General features: G+C 62.0%; 16 protein-coding genes. 5 read left to right on the top strand and 11 right to left on the bottom strand.

Annotation, left to right across the window (positions count from 1 at the left end):
* The first annotated feature begins 177 nt into the window (after positions 1-177).
* Both pnp and F3H98_RS04625 read left to right on the top strand, forming a co-directional pair.
* Complete coding sequence (gene pnp, locus F3H98_RS04630; RefSeq protein ID WP_149758802.1) at positions 178-2,325, top strand: polyribonucleotide nucleotidyltransferase; 2,148 nt, start codon at positions 178-180, stop codon at positions 2,323-2,325.
* 203 nt (positions 2,326-2,528) lie between these two features.
* Positions 2,529-3,545 (top strand): class I SAM-dependent methyltransferase, encoded by a 1,017-nt coding sequence (locus F3H98_RS04625; protein ID WP_149758800.1) that lies wholly within the window; start codon positions 2,529-2,531, stop codon positions 3,543-3,545.
* Between the two features lie 15 nt (positions 3,546-3,560).
* Here the strand turns inward: F3H98_RS04625 and fabI are convergent, their stop codons facing one another.
* The 3 genes from fabI to fabA are packed head-to-tail and all read right to left on the bottom strand — an operon-like array spanning position 3,561 to position 6,151.
* Positions 3,561-4,373, bottom strand: coding sequence for an enoyl-ACP reductase FabI (gene fabI / locus F3H98_RS04620; protein ID WP_149758798.1), 813 nt, complete (start codon positions 4,371-4,373; stop codon positions 3,561-3,563).
* Between the two features lie 11 nt (positions 4,374-4,384).
* A complete protein-coding gene (fabB, locus tag F3H98_RS04615; protein ID WP_149758796.1) occupies positions 4,385-5,605 on the bottom strand; it encodes a beta-ketoacyl-ACP synthase I in 1,221 nt (406 codons plus the stop codon).
* A 30-nt stretch (positions 5,606-5,635) separates the two neighbouring features.
* Positions 5,636-6,151, bottom strand: coding sequence for a 3-hydroxyacyl-[acyl-carrier-protein] dehydratase FabA (gene fabA / locus F3H98_RS04610; RefSeq protein ID WP_149758794.1), 516 nt, complete (start codon positions 6,149-6,151; stop codon positions 5,636-5,638).
* 237 nt (positions 6,152-6,388) lie between these two features.
* Here fabA and irrA point away from each other — a divergent pair, with 237 nt between their 5' ends.
* Together irrA and F3H98_RS04600 are read left to right on the top strand one after the other, a co-directional pair.
* Entirely contained in the window at positions 6,389-6,814 is a 426-nt protein-coding gene (gene irrA, locus F3H98_RS04605) for an iron response transcriptional regulator IrrA (RefSeq protein ID WP_149758792.1), read from the top strand.
* A 24-nt stretch (positions 6,815-6,838) separates the two neighbouring features.
* Positions 6,839-7,195 (top strand): DUF4260 domain-containing protein, encoded by a 357-nt coding sequence (locus F3H98_RS04600; RefSeq protein ID WP_149758790.1) that lies wholly within the window; start codon positions 6,839-6,841, stop codon positions 7,193-7,195.
* A gap of 11 nt (positions 7,196-7,206) precedes the next feature.
* Here F3H98_RS04600 and F3H98_RS04595 read toward each other — a convergent pair whose 3' ends face one another.
* Complete coding sequence (locus tag F3H98_RS04595) at positions 7,207-7,770, bottom strand: SH3 domain-containing protein (protein ID WP_149758788.1); 564 nt, start codon at positions 7,768-7,770, stop codon at positions 7,207-7,209.
* Between the two features lie 172 nt (positions 7,771-7,942).
* On the opposite strand from F3H98_RS04595, the gene F3H98_RS04590 reads away from it, so the two are divergent.
* On the top strand, positions 7,943-8,944 hold the full coding sequence (locus tag F3H98_RS04590) for a 2-hydroxyacid dehydrogenase (protein ID WP_149758786.1): 1,002 nt from the start codon (positions 7,943-7,945) through the stop codon (positions 8,942-8,944).
* A 199-nt stretch (positions 8,945-9,143) separates the two neighbouring features.
* Here the strand turns inward: F3H98_RS04590 and F3H98_RS04585 are convergent, their stop codons facing one another.
* From F3H98_RS04585 to dnaA, 7 genes are all read right to left on the bottom strand, one after another.
* Positions 9,144-9,560, bottom strand: coding sequence for an aconitase X swivel domain-containing protein (locus F3H98_RS04585; RefSeq protein WP_149758784.1), 417 nt, complete (start codon positions 9,558-9,560; stop codon positions 9,144-9,146).
* Positions 9,557-10,816, bottom strand: coding sequence for an aconitase X (locus F3H98_RS04580; RefSeq protein WP_149758782.1), 1,260 nt, complete (start codon positions 10,814-10,816; stop codon positions 9,557-9,559). Before F3H98_RS04580 ends, F3H98_RS04585 begins: the two co-directional genes overlap by 4 nt.
* Positions 10,813-11,307, bottom strand: coding sequence for a GNAT family N-acetyltransferase (locus F3H98_RS04575; RefSeq protein WP_149758780.1), 495 nt, complete (start codon positions 11,305-11,307; stop codon positions 10,813-10,815). The genes F3H98_RS04580 and F3H98_RS04575 overlap by 4 nt, the downstream gene beginning before the upstream one ends.
* Entirely contained in the window at positions 11,304-12,071 is a 768-nt protein-coding gene (locus F3H98_RS04570; protein ID WP_149759292.1) for a molybdopterin-synthase adenylyltransferase MoeB, read from the bottom strand. The genes F3H98_RS04575 and F3H98_RS04570 overlap by 4 nt, the downstream gene beginning before the upstream one ends.
* Before the next feature lie 126 nt (positions 12,072-12,197).
* Positions 12,198-13,370, bottom strand: coding sequence for a DNA replication/repair protein RecF (recF, locus tag F3H98_RS04565; protein WP_149758778.1), 1,173 nt, complete (start codon positions 13,368-13,370; stop codon positions 12,198-12,200).
* Positions 13,371-13,484: 114 nt separating this feature from the next.
* Positions 13,485-14,603 carry a DNA polymerase III subunit beta gene (gene dnaN, locus F3H98_RS04560; RefSeq protein ID WP_149758776.1) on the bottom strand — a complete coding sequence of 373 codons (1,119 nt, stop codon included), beginning with the start codon at positions 14,601-14,603 and terminating at the stop codon, positions 13,485-13,487.
* Positions 14,604-14,816: 213 nt separating this feature from the next.
* A complete protein-coding gene (gene dnaA / locus F3H98_RS04555) occupies positions 14,817-16,364 on the bottom strand; it encodes a chromosomal replication initiator protein DnaA (protein ID WP_188130347.1) in 1,548 nt (515 codons plus the stop codon).
* Positions 16,365-16,770 lie beyond the last annotated feature (406 nt).

Below are 16,770 nucleotides of genomic sequence, written 5' to 3'. Positions count from 1 at the left end.
CGGAACCGCCCATGGGCAGGTCATGGGGCAGGATTGCAGGATACTTGGGCACCGAAACGGTGCTGACTGCTGCCAAGTCTCCTGTTGTCTTGCCCGTGGCTCGTCCGAGAACGAAGCAAGGGAAGCATGTCCGCGCGGTGCATCACGGCGCGGTCTTCCCGCAATGAAGGACAAGACATGTTCAACCACCACAAAGTGGAAATCGAATGGGGCGGTCGCCCCCTCATCCTGGAAACCGGCAAGATCGCCCGCCAGGCCGACGGCGCAGTGCTCGCCACCTACGGCGAAACCGTCGTTCTGGCCACCGTCGTTTCCGCCAAGGAGCCGAAGCCGGGCTTCGACTTCTTTCCGCTGACCGTCAACTACCAGGAAAAGACCTACGCCGCCGGCAAGATCCCGGGCGGCTACTTCAAGCGTGAAGGCCGTCCGAGCGAGAAGGAAACGCTGGTTTCCCGCCTCATCGACCGCCCGATCCGCCCGCTCTTCGCCGAAGGCTACAAGAACGACACACAGGTTGTCGTCACCGTCGTGCAGCACGACCTCGAGAACGATCCGGACATCCTGTCGATCGTTGCAACCTCGGCCGCGCTGACCCTTTCGGGCGTGCCGTTCATGGGCCCGATCGGCGGCGCTCGCGTCGGCTACATCAACGGCGAATACGTGCTCAACCCGCACATCGACGAGATGCAGGAATCGAAGCTCGATCTGGTCGTTGCCGGTACGGGCGATGCAGTGCTGATGGTCGAGTCGGAAGCCAAGGAACTGCCGGAAGACGTCATGCTCGGCGCCGTCATGTTCGGCCACAAGGGCTTCCAGCCGGTGCTGGACGCCATCATCAAGCTCGCCGAAGTCGCTGCAAAGGACCCACGCGACTTTACCCCGCCGAGCTATGCCGAGCTGGAAGCCGACATGCTAAAGCTGGTCGAGGGCGAACTCCGCGAAGCCTACAAGATCACCGACAAGCAGAAGCGTTACGCCGCTGTCGACGCGGTCAAGGCCAAGGTCAAGGAAACCTTCTCGCCGAAGGGCGACGAGACCCCGCTGTGGACCAGCGAGCAGGTCGCGACCGTGTTCAAGGAACTCCAGGCCAAGATCGTGCGCTGGAACATCCTCGACACCTCTTCGCGCATCGATGGCCGCGATCTTTCGACCGTCCGCCGCATCGAATCGGAAGTCGGCCTTTTGCCGCGCACCCACGGTTCGGCCCTGTTCACCCGCGGCGAAACCCAGGCGATCGTTGTCGCCACGCTGGGCACCGGCGAGGACGAGCAGTATGTCGACGCGCTGACCGGCATGTACAAGGAGACGTTCCTCCTTCACTACAACTTCCCGCCCTACTCGGTCGGTGAAACCGGCCGCATGGGTTCGCCGGGCCGCCGCGAAATTGGCCACGGAAAGCTCGCCTGGCGCGCCATCCGCCCGATGCTGCCGGCTGCCGAGCAATTCCCTTACACGCTGCGCGTCGTTTCGGAGATCACCGAGTCCAACGGTTCGTCCTCGATGGCGACCGTCTGCGGCACCTCGCTGGCGCTGATGGACGCGGGCGTTCCGCTGCAGAAGCCGGTTGCCGGCATCGCCATGGGCCTGATCAAGGAAGGTGAGCGCTTCGCGGTGCTCTCCGACATCCTGGGCGACGAGGATCACCTCGGCGACATGGATTTCAAGGTGGCTGGCACCGTCAACGGCATCACTGCCCTGCAGATGGACATCAAGATCGACGGCATCACCGAAGAGATCATGCAAGTCGCGCTTGGCCAGGCCAAGGACGGCCGCCTGCACATCCTCGGTGAAATGGGCAAGGCGCTTTCCGGCGCCCGTTCGGAGCTCGGCGAGTTCGCGCCGCGCATCGAAGTCATGCACATTCCGACCGACAAGATCCGCGATGTCATCGGTTCGGGCGGCAAGGTGATCCGCGAGATCGTCGAAAAGACTGGCGCCAAGATCAACATCGAAGACGACGGCACCGTGAAGATCGCTTCCTCCAACGCCAAGGAAATCGAGGCGGCGAAGAAGTGGATCCACACCATCGTGGCCGAGCCGGAAGTCGGCGAAATCTACGAAGGCACGGTCGTCAAGACCGCCGACTTCGGCGCATTCGTCAATTTCTTCGGCCCCAAGGACGGCCTCGTCCACATCTCGCAGCTTTCCAACGAACGCGTCGGCAAGACCACCGACGTCGTCAAGGAAGGCCAGAAGGTTTTCGTCAAGCTGATGGGCTTTGACGAGCGCGGTAAGGTTCGCCTGTCGATGAAAGTTGTCGACCAGGAGACCGGTAAGGAGATCGTCCGCGAGAAGAAGGCCGAAAGCGAAGAAGACGCCGCCTGATTTCCGCTGCATAAGATAGAGACGGGCGCTGCCGCGAGGTGGCGCCCGTTTTCGTTCGACCCACAGCGCGTCGCGCCGAACGGGATTCGGCGACCACGCTGTAGCTTGTTGTTTGTGCGTGTCGTTTCGCCCGAAACCGAGAACACTTTCGGGCGACATGCATTTATACTTTTCGATTTTCCCGCCCGATATGGTTTTCCGCAATGACCCAAGAAGCCCTGAAGACGCTGTTTCATCCCTATGAAACCGGCGATGTAACGCCGCCGGAGCGCGGCGAAGCGATGCTGTTTCTGGGTGCGGAGCCGGGCTTTCGCTTGCCTGCCGGCTTCACTGCCGATCTTTTTCTCGTTCAGGGTTTTCGCCCGGATTATCGAGCGCTGCTCGCATCCGGCCATCGCGTTGTGCCCACGCCGGAAGGCGAGGGGTTTGCCGGTGCTCTGATCGTCTCCGGGCGTCATCGCGGGCAGAACGAAAACCGCCTGGCCGACGCGCTCGAACGCGTGAAGGCAGGTGGCCTGATCGTCGTTGCCGGCGGCAAGGAGGACGGCATCGCATCGCTGCGCAAGCGTGTCGCGGCCCTGGTCGAACTCGACGGCCACATGCCGAAATATCACGGCATCGTCTTCTGGTTCCGACGCCCGGAGAATGTTGCCGAAATCCTTGCCGCACGGCGCGAAGGCAATGGCGAGACGCTCGTCGATGGCCGTTTTCGCACTGCGCCCGGCATGTTCTCGCACGACCGCATCGATGCCGGGTCAAGGCTGCTCACGGAAAACCTGCCCGTCGATCTTTCCGGCAAGGTTGCCGATTTTTGCGCGGGTTGGGGCTACGTGGCCGCGGAAGTTCTGCGCCGGGCGCCCGGTGTAAGGCAGCTTGATCTTTACGAAGCGGATTTCGCTTCGATCGAGGCGGCGAGGGCCAATCTCGCCGACCAGCCCACCGCCAAGAACTTCTTTTGGCATGACCTCTTGGGCGAGCCGGTCGCCGAGCGCTATGACGCGATTGTCATGAACCCGCCGTTCCACAAGACGCGCGCCGCCGAGCCATTGATGGGGCAGGGCATGATCAAGGCAGCCGCGGCAGCCTTGCGCCGCGGCGGCAGGCTGTTGATGGTGGCAAACAAGCAGCTGCCATACGAAGCGTCGCTCGACGCTGAGTTCGGCGGGCACAAGGAAATCGCCCGCGACAGCGGTTTCAAGATCCTGTCGGCAACACGCTGACCGCTTAAGTAGGGCTTATTCCTTGCCCTCGTCGGTGCGCTTCAGCTCTTCGAGCGTCGGCATCGAGACGATGTGATATCCGGCATCCACATAGTGGATCTCGCCGGTAACGCCGCCGGAAAGCTCCGAAAGCAGGTAGAGGGCAGATCCGCCGACCTCGTCGAGCGAGACGGTTTTCCTCAGCGGGGCATTGCGCTGCTGGTAGGAGTACATGTAGCGCGCGTCCGAAATGCCGGCGCCCGCCAGCGTCCGCACCGGGCCTGCCGAAATGCCGTTCACCCGGATGCCGCGCGGACCGTAGTCGTTGGCAAGATAGCGCACGCTGGCTTCCAGGCCGGCCTTGGCGATACCCATGACATTGTAATTCGGCATGACCCGCACCGACCCGGCATAGGTCAGAGTAATCATCGAGCCGCCGTCATTCATCATCCCGGCCGCCTTGCGGGCGATCTCGGTGAACGAATAGCAGGAGATCACCATCGTGCGGATGAAGTTTTCACGGGTTGTGTCGGCGTAGAGGCCCTTCAACTCGTTCTTGTCGGAAAAGCCGATGGCGTGGACGATGAAGTCGAGCTTGCCCCATTCGGCAGCGAGCGTGTCGAAAACCGAATCGATCGATGCGCTGTCCTCGACATCGCAAGGCAGCACCAGTGAGGCGCCGACCTTCTCGGCCAGCGGCTTTACGCGCCGTCCGAAGGCATCGCCCTGATATGTGAAGGCGAGTTCGGCGCCGTGCTCGGCAAGCTTGCGGGCAATACCCCAGGCGATCGAATGATCATTGGCGACCCCCATGATGAGGCCGCGCTTGCCCTTCATCAATCCGTCCATGCTGGAAAGCCTTAACTGTTGTAACGCTGGAAGACGAGCGTGGCGTTGGTGCCGCCGAAGCCGAACGAGTTCGACAGGACCGTATCGATCTTGGCGTTGTCGATGCGTTTGCGTACGATCGGCATGCCTTCGAATTCGGGGTCGAGTTCGGTGATGTGGGCGCTCTCGCCGATGAAGCCGGCCTGCATCATCAGGATCGAATAGATCGATTCCTGCACGCCGGCCCCGCCAAGCGAGTGGCCGGTCAGCGATTTGGTCGACTGGATGTACGGGATGCGGTCGCCGAAGACTTCCCGGATCGCGCCGATTTCCTTCGAATCACCGACCGGCGTCGACGTTCCATGCGTGTTGATGTAGTCGACATCACTCTTCACGGTAGCCAGTGCCTGCCGCATGCAGCGCTCAGCGCCTTCGCCCGATGGCGCAACCATGTCATAGCCGTCCGAGGTCGCGCCATAGCCGACGATCTCGGCATAAATCTTGGCGCCACGGGCCTTCGCGTGTTCCAGTTCTTCGAGAACCAGGACGCCAGCGCCGCCGGCGATCACAAAGCCGTCGCGGGTCACGTCGTAGGCGCGCGAGGCCGTCGAGGGCGTGTCGTTGTATTTGGAGGACATGGCGCCCATCGCGTCGAACAGGTTCGACATGCTCCAGTCGAGGTCCTCGTGGCCGCCGGCGAACATCATGTCCTGCTTGCCCCACTGGATCAGTTCGTAGGCATTGCCGATGCAATGCGCGGAGGTCGAGCAGGCGGATGAGATGGAGTAGTTTACGCCGTGGATCTTGAACCAGGTCGCGAGCGTTGCCGAGGCGGTCGAGGACATCGCCTTCGGCACAGCGAACGGTCCGATGCGTTTGGGGCTGTTGTTCTTGCGGGTGATGTCGCCGGCATCGACGATGGTCTTGGTCGAGGGACCGCCCGAGCCCATGACAATGCCGGTGCGCTCGTTGGTTATGTCGCTTTCCGTCAGCCCGGCATCGGCAATTGCCTGGTCCATGGCCACGTGGTTCCACGCAGCACCCTTTGAAAGGAAGCGGGCGGCGCGGCGATCGATCAGTTCGGTCGGGTCAAGTGTCGGCGCGCCCCAGACCTGGCAACGGAATCCGTGTTCGGCGAATTGGTCGGAGAACGTGATGCCCGATTTGGCGTCATGCAGCGAGGCGGTCACCTCCTCCGCATTGTTTCCGATGGACGATACGATACCCAGGCCCGTGACAACGACGCGTCTCATAAGTGCTCCTTGGTGGCTGCGTGCCTGCGCTCAGGCTGCTTCCTGCTTGGCGAGGCCGACCCGGAGGTCGGTGGCTTTGTATATGGTTTCGCCGTCGGCCTTAAGCCAGCCATCCGCGATGCCCAGCACCAGCCGGCCACGCATCACGCGTTTGAAATCGACGCCGTATTCCACTTTCTTGGTCTTCGGCGTCACCATGCCCTTGAACTTCACCTCGCCGGTCGACAGCGCCATGCCCTTGCCGGGCTCGCCCAGCCAGCCGAGGAAGAAACCGGTCATCTGCCACATCGCGTCGAGGCCGAGGCAGCCTGGCATCACCGGATTGCCGATGAAATGGCAGGGAAAGAACCACAGGTCCGGCTTGATATCCAGTTCGGCGCGAATGAAGCCCTTGTCGAATTCGCCGCCGGTCTCCGAGATTTCGGTGATCCGGTCGAACATCAGCATGGGCGGGGCAGGCAGTTGTGCGTTGCCAGGCCCGAAAAGCTCGCCACGGCCGCACGCAAGCAGGTCTTCATAGCCGTAGCTGGACTTCTGTTCCGCCATAAGAATCTTTCCCGTCCCGTCGGTGCCGGTCGACCGCACCCTGTTATCGTTCGTTAGTTCACTACCACAGTCTGTTTCCCACCGGAAACCGCCGTCTGCGCTTATAGCGCCCGCTTGCTGCGGTCAATGTGCCGCTATTGATCGCCGGACGGCGACCGAATATATGTCGAAGGGAACAAGCGGTTTGGCATACTGCGGGGCGCAGCGCAGGCTTCGGGAAAGAACAGCTCCAGCTATATGGTGTCGGTCAACTCAAAAGACAAAATCGCCGTGGACAAGCGGGTCCGCGACGCGGGTTTGCGCCCGACGCGCCAGCGTGTAGCGCTCGCGGATCTGTTGTTTGCCAAGGGCGATCGCCATCTGTCGGCTGAGGAATTGCACGAAGAGGCCCTGGCCGCGGGCGTCCCGGTATCGCTGGCGACCGTGTACAACGCGCTGCATCAGTTCACCGACGCCGGACTGCTGCGCATTCTCGCGGTCGAGGGGTCGAAAACCTATTTCGACACCAACACCAGCGATCACCACCATTTCTTCATCGAGGGCGAGAACAAGGTGTTCGACATCGCTGCCGGGCCGGTCAAGGTGATGAATCTTCCCGAACCGCCGGAGGGAATGGAGATCGCCAATGTCGACATCATCGTGCGGCTGCGGCCGAAGCGCTAGCGCCTCCTCTCCGGTGTCCGCCTTATGCCGGTCATCCTGCTGAAAATCGAAGGCGCCGCACTTTTCGCGGCCGCGATCGCGGCTTATGCGACAGTCGGGCAGGGGTGGCTGTTGTTTGCCGCCCTCATTCTCGTGCCGGATATTTCGATGCTCGGCTATCTCGCCGGGCCTCGGATCGGCGCCTATTGCTACAACGCCGCCCATCTCACGGTCTGGCCGCTGGCAATCATCATTATCGGGTATTTTTCAGCGATACCGATCCTGATCGGCATCGGGCTGATCTGGCTGGCGCATATCGGCATCGACCGGGCGCTGGGCTATGGCCTCAAATATGCCTCGGCTTTTCGCGACACGCATCTCGGCCGCATCGGAAGGGATTGACCCCCGCTGCGTCAGTCCTTGATGGTTTCGCCGGGATAGACGCCCCAGACCAGCGACTGGTTGATCCAGCCGGTGTGACCGCTGAAGGTCATTTCGCACCAATCGCCGTTGCAGACCTTGATCGTTCCGACGACGCCCGGCTCGATCGTAGCGACAGTACCCCCGCTGTTTCCTGGCTCGGCCATAAGCCCGATCTGCGCCTTCTTGCCCTTTTGCCAGGGAGCGACGATGCCGGTCCGCCGCCCGGAGAGAAGCGACTGGTTGATCCAGCCTTCCGCCCCATCCGAATCGCGGACGCGGCGCCAGTTGTCATACTCCTGGATGATTTCCATCGGCAGGCCAGGCTTCATGTACATCCAGTCGACCGCATAATTCACGCCAGGTCCGATGCGCGAATTGACCTTCGCGGATTTCAGGCTGACGAATCGCGGCAATGGCAGTCCACTCGGTCCGCGTGTGACGTCCGGCGAAGCCGGCGCCGCGGCGACCGAGCTTGTGAGCGTGCCCGTAGAAACGACCGCCAGGGCCAGCAATGCTGCGCTCACGGTCCGGCAAAGCGACACAAAACCAGACACTTTGGTTCCTCTACTCAACGCCGGGGCCGCGCATGTGGGCCGGCCCCCGAAGCCCTTTTTCTTTGTTTTCGGCTGCATCGCTTGTTACATGGGATTGCGAAGCCGGAGATGGTTTCAAGTTTCGCCTGTCTTGGTTAAAGAGGTCTCAACAAGACCCGGATTCGAGGAAACAATGGCCGGCAGGAAAAAGCCCCTCGTCGTCATTACGCGCAAGCTGCCTGACCAGGTGGAAACGCGGATGCGCGAGCTCTTCGATGCCCGCATTGTCGTCGAGGATCGTCCGATGACGCAGCCCGAACTGGTGGCCGCGGTCAAGGAAGCCGATGTGCTGGTGCCGACCATCACCGACCGTATCGACGCGGCGCTGCTTGCCCAGGCCGGGCCGAACCTCAAGCTGATCGCCAATTTCGGCAACGGCGTCGACCACATAGACGTGGCTGCCGCGGCCAAGCAGAGCATCACCGTCACCAATACGCCGAACGTGCTTACCGAAGACACGGCCGACATGACCATGGGATTGCTGCTGACAGTGCCGCGCCGCCTCACGGAAGGTGCGAATGTGCTGATGGGCGACGGCAAATGGGTCGGCTGGTCCCCGACCTGGATGCTCGGCCGGCGGATCTGGGGCAAACGCCTGGGTATCGTCGGCATGGGCCGCATCGGCACAGCGGTGGCGCGCCGCGCCAAGGCATTCGGATTGTCGATTCACTACCACAACCGCCACCGCGTCACGCCGGTCATCGAGGACGAATTGGAGGCGACCTATTGGGAAAGCCTCGACCAGATGCTTGCCCGCATGGACATCATCTCGGTCAACTGCCCGTCGACGCCGGCGACCTTCCACCTCTTGTCGGCGCGCCGGCTCGCGCTGATGCAGCCGTCGGCCTACATCGTCAACACCGCCCGTGGCGACATCATCGACGAAGATGCGATGATCCAGATGCTTCAGGAAGGCAAGCTTGCCGGCGCCGGGCTCGACGTTTTCGAGCACGAACCGGCAGTCAATCCGAAACTGCTCAAGCTGGTTGGCAAAGGCAAGGTGGTGCTTCTGCCGCATATGGGCTCGGCGACCATCGAGGGCCGGATCGACATGGGCGAAAAGGTCATCATCAATATCCGCACCTTCTTCGACGGCCATCGTCCCCCGGACCGGGTTTTGCCCGAACGGGTCTAGTCAGAGCGCCGCGCGTTCCTCAGGGCGCGCAAGGGACGCTCTACAGCGCGTCGCGCCGAATGGGATTCGGCGGCCACCCTGTAGCTTGTTGGTTGTGCATGTCGTTTCTCCCGAAACCGACGACACTTTCGGGCGACATGCATTAAGACTTGAATCTATGCATCGTGCTTTCCCGTCGATTCCGATTTCGGGCCGATGCTCAAGCCAGCGGAGAAATCGTCCCGTTGCCGGAAATCCGGACCCGCAGACCGGAAAAATCGGAATGTCGGGACCGGTCCAGCCGCAGGGCCGGGGGCGTCGGCCAGTGCATTTCGCGGGCGACGATAAGGCCGAGCAGCAGGATCGCATCGGGCTCGTGCAGCACAATCGCCGCCGGGGCATGGCCGTTGTGAACAAGTTCCATCAGAACGGCGGACGCCGAGGACGAGCCGATCGTTGCGGGGACGAACAGAACGGTGCCGCCGATCGGCTCTTCATGTTGCGGATGACGGACATCGGCAATGCTTCCGGATTTCGGGTCGACGCCGCCCCAGAAACTGATCGGCGCTTCAAGCACCAATGCTTTGCCGACAGCCGTGCCGCCCGGAACCAGCACGTCGGCCCTGAGCGGGATCATGCGACCATGTCCGTAAGCATGGGCCGGCCCGACACCGCGCTTTCCACGCAGTCGGCCAGGGAGCCGTACAGCACGCCATAGCCGGTATTGCCCGGCGCATACTGAGCGAACTTGCCCGAGTTGGTCATCAGCACGGCACCGTTCATCGCCGGCAGGATCGGGGTCACGACGATGCAGGTGTCGGCGACGATGACAACGCCGCTTGCCTCCAGCCGCTTTCGCGCTCCTCTCTTTTCCAGTGTGGCGAGCACATGGCGACCCGTGCAGGCATGGATGGGCACGCGCAGTCCGCGGCCGTCGATCAGGCGTTCGAGTTCAACAAACTCATCGGCCGAAAGATGCGGGCTGCCGATTGCGACCGCGTCGATTGCTGCGGGTTTGGCAGCGGTCGAAAGCCGCGCCCTGGTGTCCTCGACCATGCCGGCCGTGACGTGGACGGTAATCTCCGCCGGCTCGCCGCCCAGTGCCGATTCGAGATCTGGCGCTTCCGGCGTGATGCCGACGATGTGGAACAGCCCGACAGCACCCGAGGATGCAGCCGCGGCGCCGAATGCCTTCAGGCGATCCTCGCCGGGATGTCCTTCAATCCCCTTGACCACACCGACGGTACTGCCGGTTTCGCGACCGTAGAGTGTTCCGAGGATAGGCCAGGCGATCTCCGAGTTTAGGAAAGCCGGCGACAGCCCTGTGACATCGAAAACCAGACGGGCTCGGCGGTTTTCCGGCCGATGCAGCCCGACATCGGGTGCTTTGCCGGTGATCGCGCAGGCAATGTCGAGAAAGTCGCCGTATCGGTTTGTGCGAGCACCGAGCACCGAGTTGCAGAACACCACCGCGTTGGATTCGCCCCAGGCGACATCGCTGCCCTGTCGCGGACGGTGGCCGGCCTGGTAGGGCGCGCAGGTCCATGTTGTTTCGCAGCCGAGTTCGCGATAGGCGTCCATCATGCGGCGCGCCATCGTTCGCTGCGGTTCTTCCAGGCGCACACGCGAACAGCCCATCAGATCGAGCGCCCCGACGTTCAGTGTCGAGCGGACCGAAACCCTGGCGCCGCCATTCACAAGCCTCTCGGCAAAAAGCGTCCCGGAATCGCCGTGATAAAGCGCACCGTCGATATGGGCCGACTGGATAGGAATGAGGCGGTCAGCGCCGAGCAGCCTGCCGGCTTCCGCAACGATGCGCATCGCCATTGCGGCCCCGTCGCCGTTGCGCCCGGCAGCGATCGCCCGTTCGTCCGCCGAAAGCTCCAGGCTCAAGACAGAACCTTTCGCATGGTCACGGACGTCGGCCGGTCATAACCGTCATGTGCCGTCTGTGCGACTTCGCGGAAGCCAAGATGGCGAAACGTGTCCCGATTTGCCGAAAGTTCGATCCGCGTTTGCAGTTCTATGGCCGGTTTTCGTGATTTTCGGGCTTCCGACTCAGCCATTTCGAGAAGTTTTCGGCCGATTCCCGAACCTTGTACTCCGGGTTCAACGGCCAGCTTGCCGAGATAGAAATGGTCGGCTTGTTCCGAGATGAAAACGCAGCCGACCAGCCGGCTTCCTTTGAAAGCGGCAAAGCCGGTTTCTTGCGACGCTTTTTCCTTCAGTCCGGATAGGCTGAGGCGATGCGCGGAGGAGGGCGGGTCGATCACTCCGTCCATATAGGCAAACGATCGCAGGATGAGGGAAAGCAGTTCATCCCACCGGCCGAAGCTGCCGTCGATGCGCTCGAGGCGGATATCTTCGTGATCAATACGGCTCATTTCCGTCTCTTGTAGCGGACCGTATCGAAACGCGCGGCAAGCCCGTCATAAAGCAGCAGTCGCCCGACCAGTGGCTCGCCGATCCCAGTGATCAGCTTGATGGTCTCCATTGCCTGCAAGGTTCCCAGAACCCCGGTCAGCGCGCCGACGATCCCCGCCTCCGCGCAGGAGGGCACCAGCCCTTTCGGCGGCGCTTCGGGGAAAAGATCGCGATAGGACGGGTAGGATTGCCCGTCAGGGCCGCTTTCGAACGGCTTCAGCACGGTGAGCGAGCCGTCGAAGCGTCCGACCGCTGCATGCACCAGAGGCCGCTGTTCGGCCTCGCAGGCATCGGCGATGGCATAGCGGGTTTCGAAATTGTCGGAGCCATCGACCACGACGTCGTATTGTGCGACCAGCGGTCGTGCATTTCCGGCGTCGAGCCGCATGTTGTGGATCTCGACCCGCACATGCGGGTTCAAACGCTGGATGCTGTCAGCCGCACTTTCCGTCTTGGCCGTGCCGACAGCCGGCGTGCCATGAATGATCTGCCGTTGCAGGTTGGAAAGTGAGACGGTGTCGTCGTCGACTATGCCGAGCGCGCCGACGCCTGCTGCCGCCAGATATTGCAGTACCGGTGCACCGAGTCCGCCCGCCCCGATCACCAGCACGCGGGCGCGCTTCAGTTTCTGCTGACCGCTGCCGCCGATCTCCGGCAGGATGATGTGTCGCGCGTATCGCTCGAGTTCTTCGGTCGAAAGGGCTGCAGGCTCGTGTCGGTTCATTACCTGAACATAACGCATGTCGCGCAAAAGTGTGCAGCGGTTTTGCGATAACGACATGCGTAAAATCAAAGGCTTAAAGCGCAGCCAGCGGAAATTCCAGCGCTTTAGGGTCCCTGAAGGCCGTTGTCAGGCGGTATCGGCGGAAACCCGGCCATGGTCGACGGCAAGGAATTGGGCGTGTCCGCGCAGTGCTGAAAACAACGCCGGTTCCGTCCCTGTCATGAAAACCTGGCAGCCGAGTTCCTCGAGGATGGAAAAAAGCGCCGCACGGCGGCCGGCGTCGAGATGTGCGGCGATCTCGTCGAGCAGCAATATGGGAACCAGGCCGGAGACTTCCCCGCAGAGCCTCGCATGCGAGAGGATGATGCCGACCAGCAATGCCTTCTGCTCGCCGGTCGAACACAGTTCGGCCGGCATGTTCTTTGGGCGATGACGCACAAGAAGATCGGAACGATGCGGGCCGTCCAGCGTGCGACCGGCGGCGCGGTCGCGCTCGCGTCCTTCAGCCAGGCGGCGGCGGAACTCCTCCTCGATGTCGACGGCGGGCCGGTGGCCGATCGCCTCCTCGAGCGATCCTGCCAGCACCACATCGGCCTGGGGGAAGGGAGTGTCGTTCGGCAGTCGCGCCACCATCGCGGTGAGCAATCGGACCAGCTCGGCACGGGCCGCGGCGATCGCCGTTCCTGTTTCGGCCATCTGCGTCTCGATCGCCTCGAACCATCTGGCGTCGCGCGAGTTTTCGGTCAGCAGCCGGTTGCGGCCGCGCATTGCCTTTTCATAGTCGAGCGCCCGTTGGCCGTGGCTCGGGTCGATGGCGAGCACGAGGCGGTCGACAAAACGGCGGCGGTCACCAGAGGAGCCGGTGAAGAGACCGTCCATGGACGGCGTGATCCAGGTCACCCGCAGCCATTCCAGCAGGGCTTCGGCGGATTTTGCCGGTGCGCCGTTTATGCGGACACGGCGTCCGGCGTCGCTGTCGCCGGCCCCCGTCGTTCCGGTGCCGATGCTGCATTCGCCGAATGGCCCTTCGATCTCTGCATGGATCGCAAACCCGCCATCGCCGCCGTCGCGCGCCACCTCGCCATAGGTTGCACGACGCAGGCCCCGCCCGGGCGTCAGAAAGGACAAGGCTTCCAGCAGGTTTGTCTTTCCCGCGCCGTTCTCGCCGGTGAAGACGACGGCACCGGGTTCAAGGTCGAGCGAAAGGCTGGAGTAGTTGCGGAAGTCCGTAAGCGTCAGCCTGTTCACGCGCGGCGATATATCGCCGCCCTGCCGGCCCGCCTGCGCTGTATCCGGCATTGCGATCGATCGCTACAACGCGTTGCGCCGAATGGGATTCGGCGCGCACGCAGTAGCTTGTTGTTTGCGCATGTCGTTTCTCCCGAAACCGAGGACACTTTCGGGCGACATGCGTTAGACGCGCATCGGCATGAGCACGTAGAGCGCGTGTTCGTCCGCCGTGTCGTGGATCAGCGTGGGAGATCCGGCATCCGCCAACATGAATTCGGCCTCGCTGCCCGAAAGCTGCGCGGCGACGTCCAGCAGATATTTTGCGTTGAAACCGATCTCGATCGGGTCGGAGCTGTAGTCCGCCGCAAGTTCTTCGGTCGCGCTGCCGGAATCCGGATTGTTGACGGCAAGCGTCACCTGGCCGTCAGCGATCGACAGTTTTACGGCGCGGCCACGTTCGGAGGAAATCGTCGAAACGCGATCGACGGCGGCGGCGAAGCTCTGTCTGTCTATAATGAGCTTCTTGTCGTTGCCGGTCGGGATGACCCGTTGATAGTCCGGGAACGTCCCGTCGATCAGCTTCGATGTCAGAACTACGCTGCCGATGGTGAAACGGATCTTGGTGTCGGACAATTCGATGGTGACGGCGACGTCCGGATCGTCGACGAGCTTCTGCAGCTCACTGACCGTCTTGCGCGGGATGATGATGCCCGGCATGCCTTCCGAACCGGCGGGCGCATCGACCTCGGCGCGGGCGAGCCGATGGCCGTCCGTCGCCACCGAACGCAACTTCAGCTTTCCGTTCGCTTCGTGCGCGTGCAGGAAAATGCCGTTCAGATAATAACGGGTCTCTTCGGTCGAAATGGCAAACTGGGTCTTCTCGATCAGGCCCTTGAGGCTGACGGATTCGACACGGAAAATATGTGAGAACGAGCCGGCCGTCAGTTCCGGGAAGTCCGATTGCGGCAGGCACTGCAAGCGGAAGCTCGAGCGGCCGGAAATCACCGACATCGCATGGCCTTCCTCGTCTGTCTTCAGCATCACCTCGGCGCCATCCGGCAGCTTGCGCACGATGTCGTAGAGAAGATGCGCCGGAACGGTGGTTGCACCGGCCTGCTCAACCTTGGCGGCGGTGGCTTCAGTCACTTCGAGGTCCAGATCGGTCGCTTTCATCTCCAGGCTCGCGCCGGTTGCCGAAAGCAGCACGTTGGAGAGGATCGGGATGGTATTCCGGCGCTCCACGACACGATGCACATGGTTCAGCGACTTGAGGAGGTTCGAGCGTTCGATGACTACACGCATGACGAGCTGGTCTCGCTTCAATGGAGGAGCGGCATTCTGCGAAATTGTACGTCGCGAATGGCCGCCAAAGGGTCAGAATCGAAGCAAACTGACAGGAAAACGCCCGCAAAGGCAAGCCCGCGGAAGGCTTGGACAGCGCTTCCGCGGGCTTTCTGGGGATAACGCCTGCATCGCAGGTGGGAGGTTCGCCGCATCCCCATTGCAAAGCGGTTTTCAGGCCTGATCGGAGATCAGTCTCCTCAGCAGTTCCAGCTCTTGCGCGAGTGTGTTGTCCGATCCCGAGAGGTCTTCGATCTTGCGCACCGCATGAAGTACCGTCGTATGGTCGCGTCCGCCAAACCGCCGGCCGATTTCGGGAAGCGAGCGCGGCGTCATTACCTTCGACAGATACATCGCGACCTGCCGCGGCTTGACGATCGTTCGGGTTCTCCGGTTGGACAGAAGTTCCGTCTTCGAGACGTTGTAGTGGCGGGCGACGATGCGCTGGATGTCCTCGATGCGCACCCGCTTCGGCTCGCCCGAGCGGTAGATGTGGCCGAGAAGCTCATCGATGCGGTCGATGGTGATTTGCGGTTCGAACGAGTGCCGGAACAGCAGCTGGTTGAACGCGCCTTCCAGTTCGCGACCGCTGCCGGTCACGGTCTTGGCCACATGGGTCAGGATATCGTCGGGAATGTTCAACGACTGATCTTCGGCCTTGGCGCTGGCCAGCCGAAGCTTCAGCATGCCGAGGCGCATGCCGAAATCCGGCGCCGACATTTCGAGGGCGACGCCGCCATTCAGGCGGGAGCGCACGCGCGGCTCCAGCGATTCCAACTCGGATGGCGGCCGGTCGGCGGCAACCACAACCTGCTTGGCGCTGTCGAGGAGCATGTTGATCAGGTGGCAGAACTCGTGCTGGATCGACTTGCCTTGCAGGAACTGCATGTCGTCGATGATCAGAAGGTCGATGTCGCGCAGCTGCTCCTTGAGGGTCAGCGCGTTGTTGTCGCGGATGGCGGTTGCGAAACGCCACATGAAATATTCGGCGGTGAGATAGACCACCCGCGACTGCGGGTTGTGCTTGAGCGATTCAGCCGCGATTGCCTGCAACAGATGGGTTTTGCCGAGGCCCACCGTGGCATGCAGGAAAAGCGGATTGAAACGAACGGCGCTGGACTGGGATTCCGCAACCGCTTTGGCGGCGGCGAATGCAACCCGGTTCGACGGACCGTCGATAAAGGACTGGAATGTATAACGCGCGTCCAGCGGCGAACCGAGCACCGGCTGACGGGTGTCGGTTTCCATAGCCGGGCTGCTGCGCTGCATGATGTTCCGGTCGGAGCGCTGGGTAGCCAAGGTGCCCGAACCCAGCGCCGTCTGTGCGGGTTGCGGTGTCCTGCGGACCGGCTGCTGCTCCAGTTCAGGTCCGCTGCGGCCATGCCGGGTCGCGCTGCGAACGATGATTTCAATTTTCAGGAGATCGGGCTCTTCCCGCTTCCAGAGTTCGTTGATGAGATCGAGATAATGTCCGTTGATCCACGACCGCAGGAATGCGGTCGGAACCGAGAGGCGCGCAATGCCCTTGGAAGTCTCTGCCAGCTTCATCCGCCCGAACCAGCTGGAATAAACGTCGCTGCCCAGCCGCGCCTTCAACTGAGCCTTTACACGTTCGAAAGTCTTGTCTTCGCCCCCCGATATGGTAGCCGCCATGCCCTGTCCCTCGACAATGTTGTGAAAAGGGAAGTCAACCCCTGCTTCCCTTCCGATTGCGCCTTGCATGATGTGGTCCCTGTCTTTCATGTTCGCGCCATTCCCTGACAACCCCAGGGTCAGCGAATGGCAGCAAGCCTCATCACAGGCGATGCCGTTCCCGGCACCGTCCTGTCTGTAACATCCCGAACGCCATCTTTGGCGTTTATCCGGGTTTGCCTTTTCCTCGCGGGCGGCCTGGAATGGACACAAAACCAGTCAATCGCTGGCGAGAACGCCGAGCGATGTCCAACTTCGGTCCCGATGGCTGCACCATTCGGACGTATCGAAAAGGCAAAACTTCGCTATTCGCGAATTGGATCCGCGTTGCAATTTCTGCTAATTTAGCTGGGTCTTGGGGCCGCAGGCCCGTCCCTCTCGATGAAGAGACACTACAAAAATCGCTGTGGAAAGGGCAAGGCCACGGCTAACGGAT

The organism is Neomesorhizobium albiziae, from assembly GCF_900114255.1.
Taxonomy (GTDB): domain Bacteria; phylum Pseudomonadota; class Alphaproteobacteria; order Rhizobiales; family Rhizobiaceae; genus Neomesorhizobium; species Neomesorhizobium albiziae.
This window is presented reverse-complemented; position numbering and strand designations above follow the sequence as displayed.

What these genes read in the sequence shown, in the direction of transcription:
- dnaA (WP_188130347.1), bottom strand. Translation starts at nt 16,364, where the DNA reads ATGCAAGGCGCAATCGGAAGGGAAGCAGGGGTTGACTTCCCTTTTCAC.
- fabA (WP_149758794.1), bottom strand. Translation starts at nt 6,151, where the DNA reads ATGGCGGAACAGAAGTCCAGCTACGGCTATGAAGACCTGCTTGCGTGC.
- F3H98_RS04570 (WP_149759292.1), bottom strand. Translation starts at nt 12,071, where the DNA reads ATGAACCGACACGAGCCTGCAGCCCTTTCGACCGAAGAACTCGAGCGA.
- dnaN (WP_149758776.1), bottom strand. Translation starts at nt 14,603, where the DNA reads ATGCGTGTAGTCATCGAACGCTCGAACCTCCTCAAGTCGCTGAACCAT.
- F3H98_RS04600 (WP_149758790.1), top strand. Translation starts at nt 6,839, where the DNA reads ATGCCGGTCATCCTGCTGAAAATCGAAGGCGCCGCACTTTTCGCGGCC.
- F3H98_RS04585 (WP_149758784.1), bottom strand. Translation starts at nt 9,560, where the DNA reads ATGATCCCGCTCAGGGCCGACGTGCTGGTTCCGGGCGGCACGGCTGTC.
- fabB (WP_149758796.1), bottom strand. Translation starts at nt 5,605, where the DNA reads ATGAGACGCGTCGTTGTCACGGGCCTGGGTATCGTATCGTCCATCGGA.
- F3H98_RS04575 (WP_149758780.1), bottom strand. Translation starts at nt 11,307, where the DNA reads ATGAGCCGTATTGATCACGAAGATATCCGCCTCGAGCGCATCGACGGC.
- irrA (WP_149758792.1), top strand. Translation starts at nt 6,389, where the DNA reads ATGGTGTCGGTCAACTCAAAAGACAAAATCGCCGTGGACAAGCGGGTC.
- F3H98_RS04590 (WP_149758786.1), top strand. Translation starts at nt 7,943, where the DNA reads ATGGCCGGCAGGAAAAAGCCCCTCGTCGTCATTACGCGCAAGCTGCCT.
- fabI (WP_149758798.1), bottom strand. Translation starts at nt 4,373, where the DNA reads ATGGACGGATTGATGAAGGGCAAGCGCGGCCTCATCATGGGGGTCGCC.
- recF (WP_149758778.1), bottom strand. Translation starts at nt 13,370, where the DNA reads ATGCCGGATACAGCGCAGGCGGGCCGGCAGGGCGGCGATATATCGCCG.
- pnp (WP_149758802.1), top strand. Translation starts at nt 178, where the DNA reads ATGTTCAACCACCACAAAGTGGAAATCGAATGGGGCGGTCGCCCCCTC.
- F3H98_RS04625 (WP_149758800.1), top strand. Translation starts at nt 2,529, where the DNA reads ATGACCCAAGAAGCCCTGAAGACGCTGTTTCATCCCTATGAAACCGGC.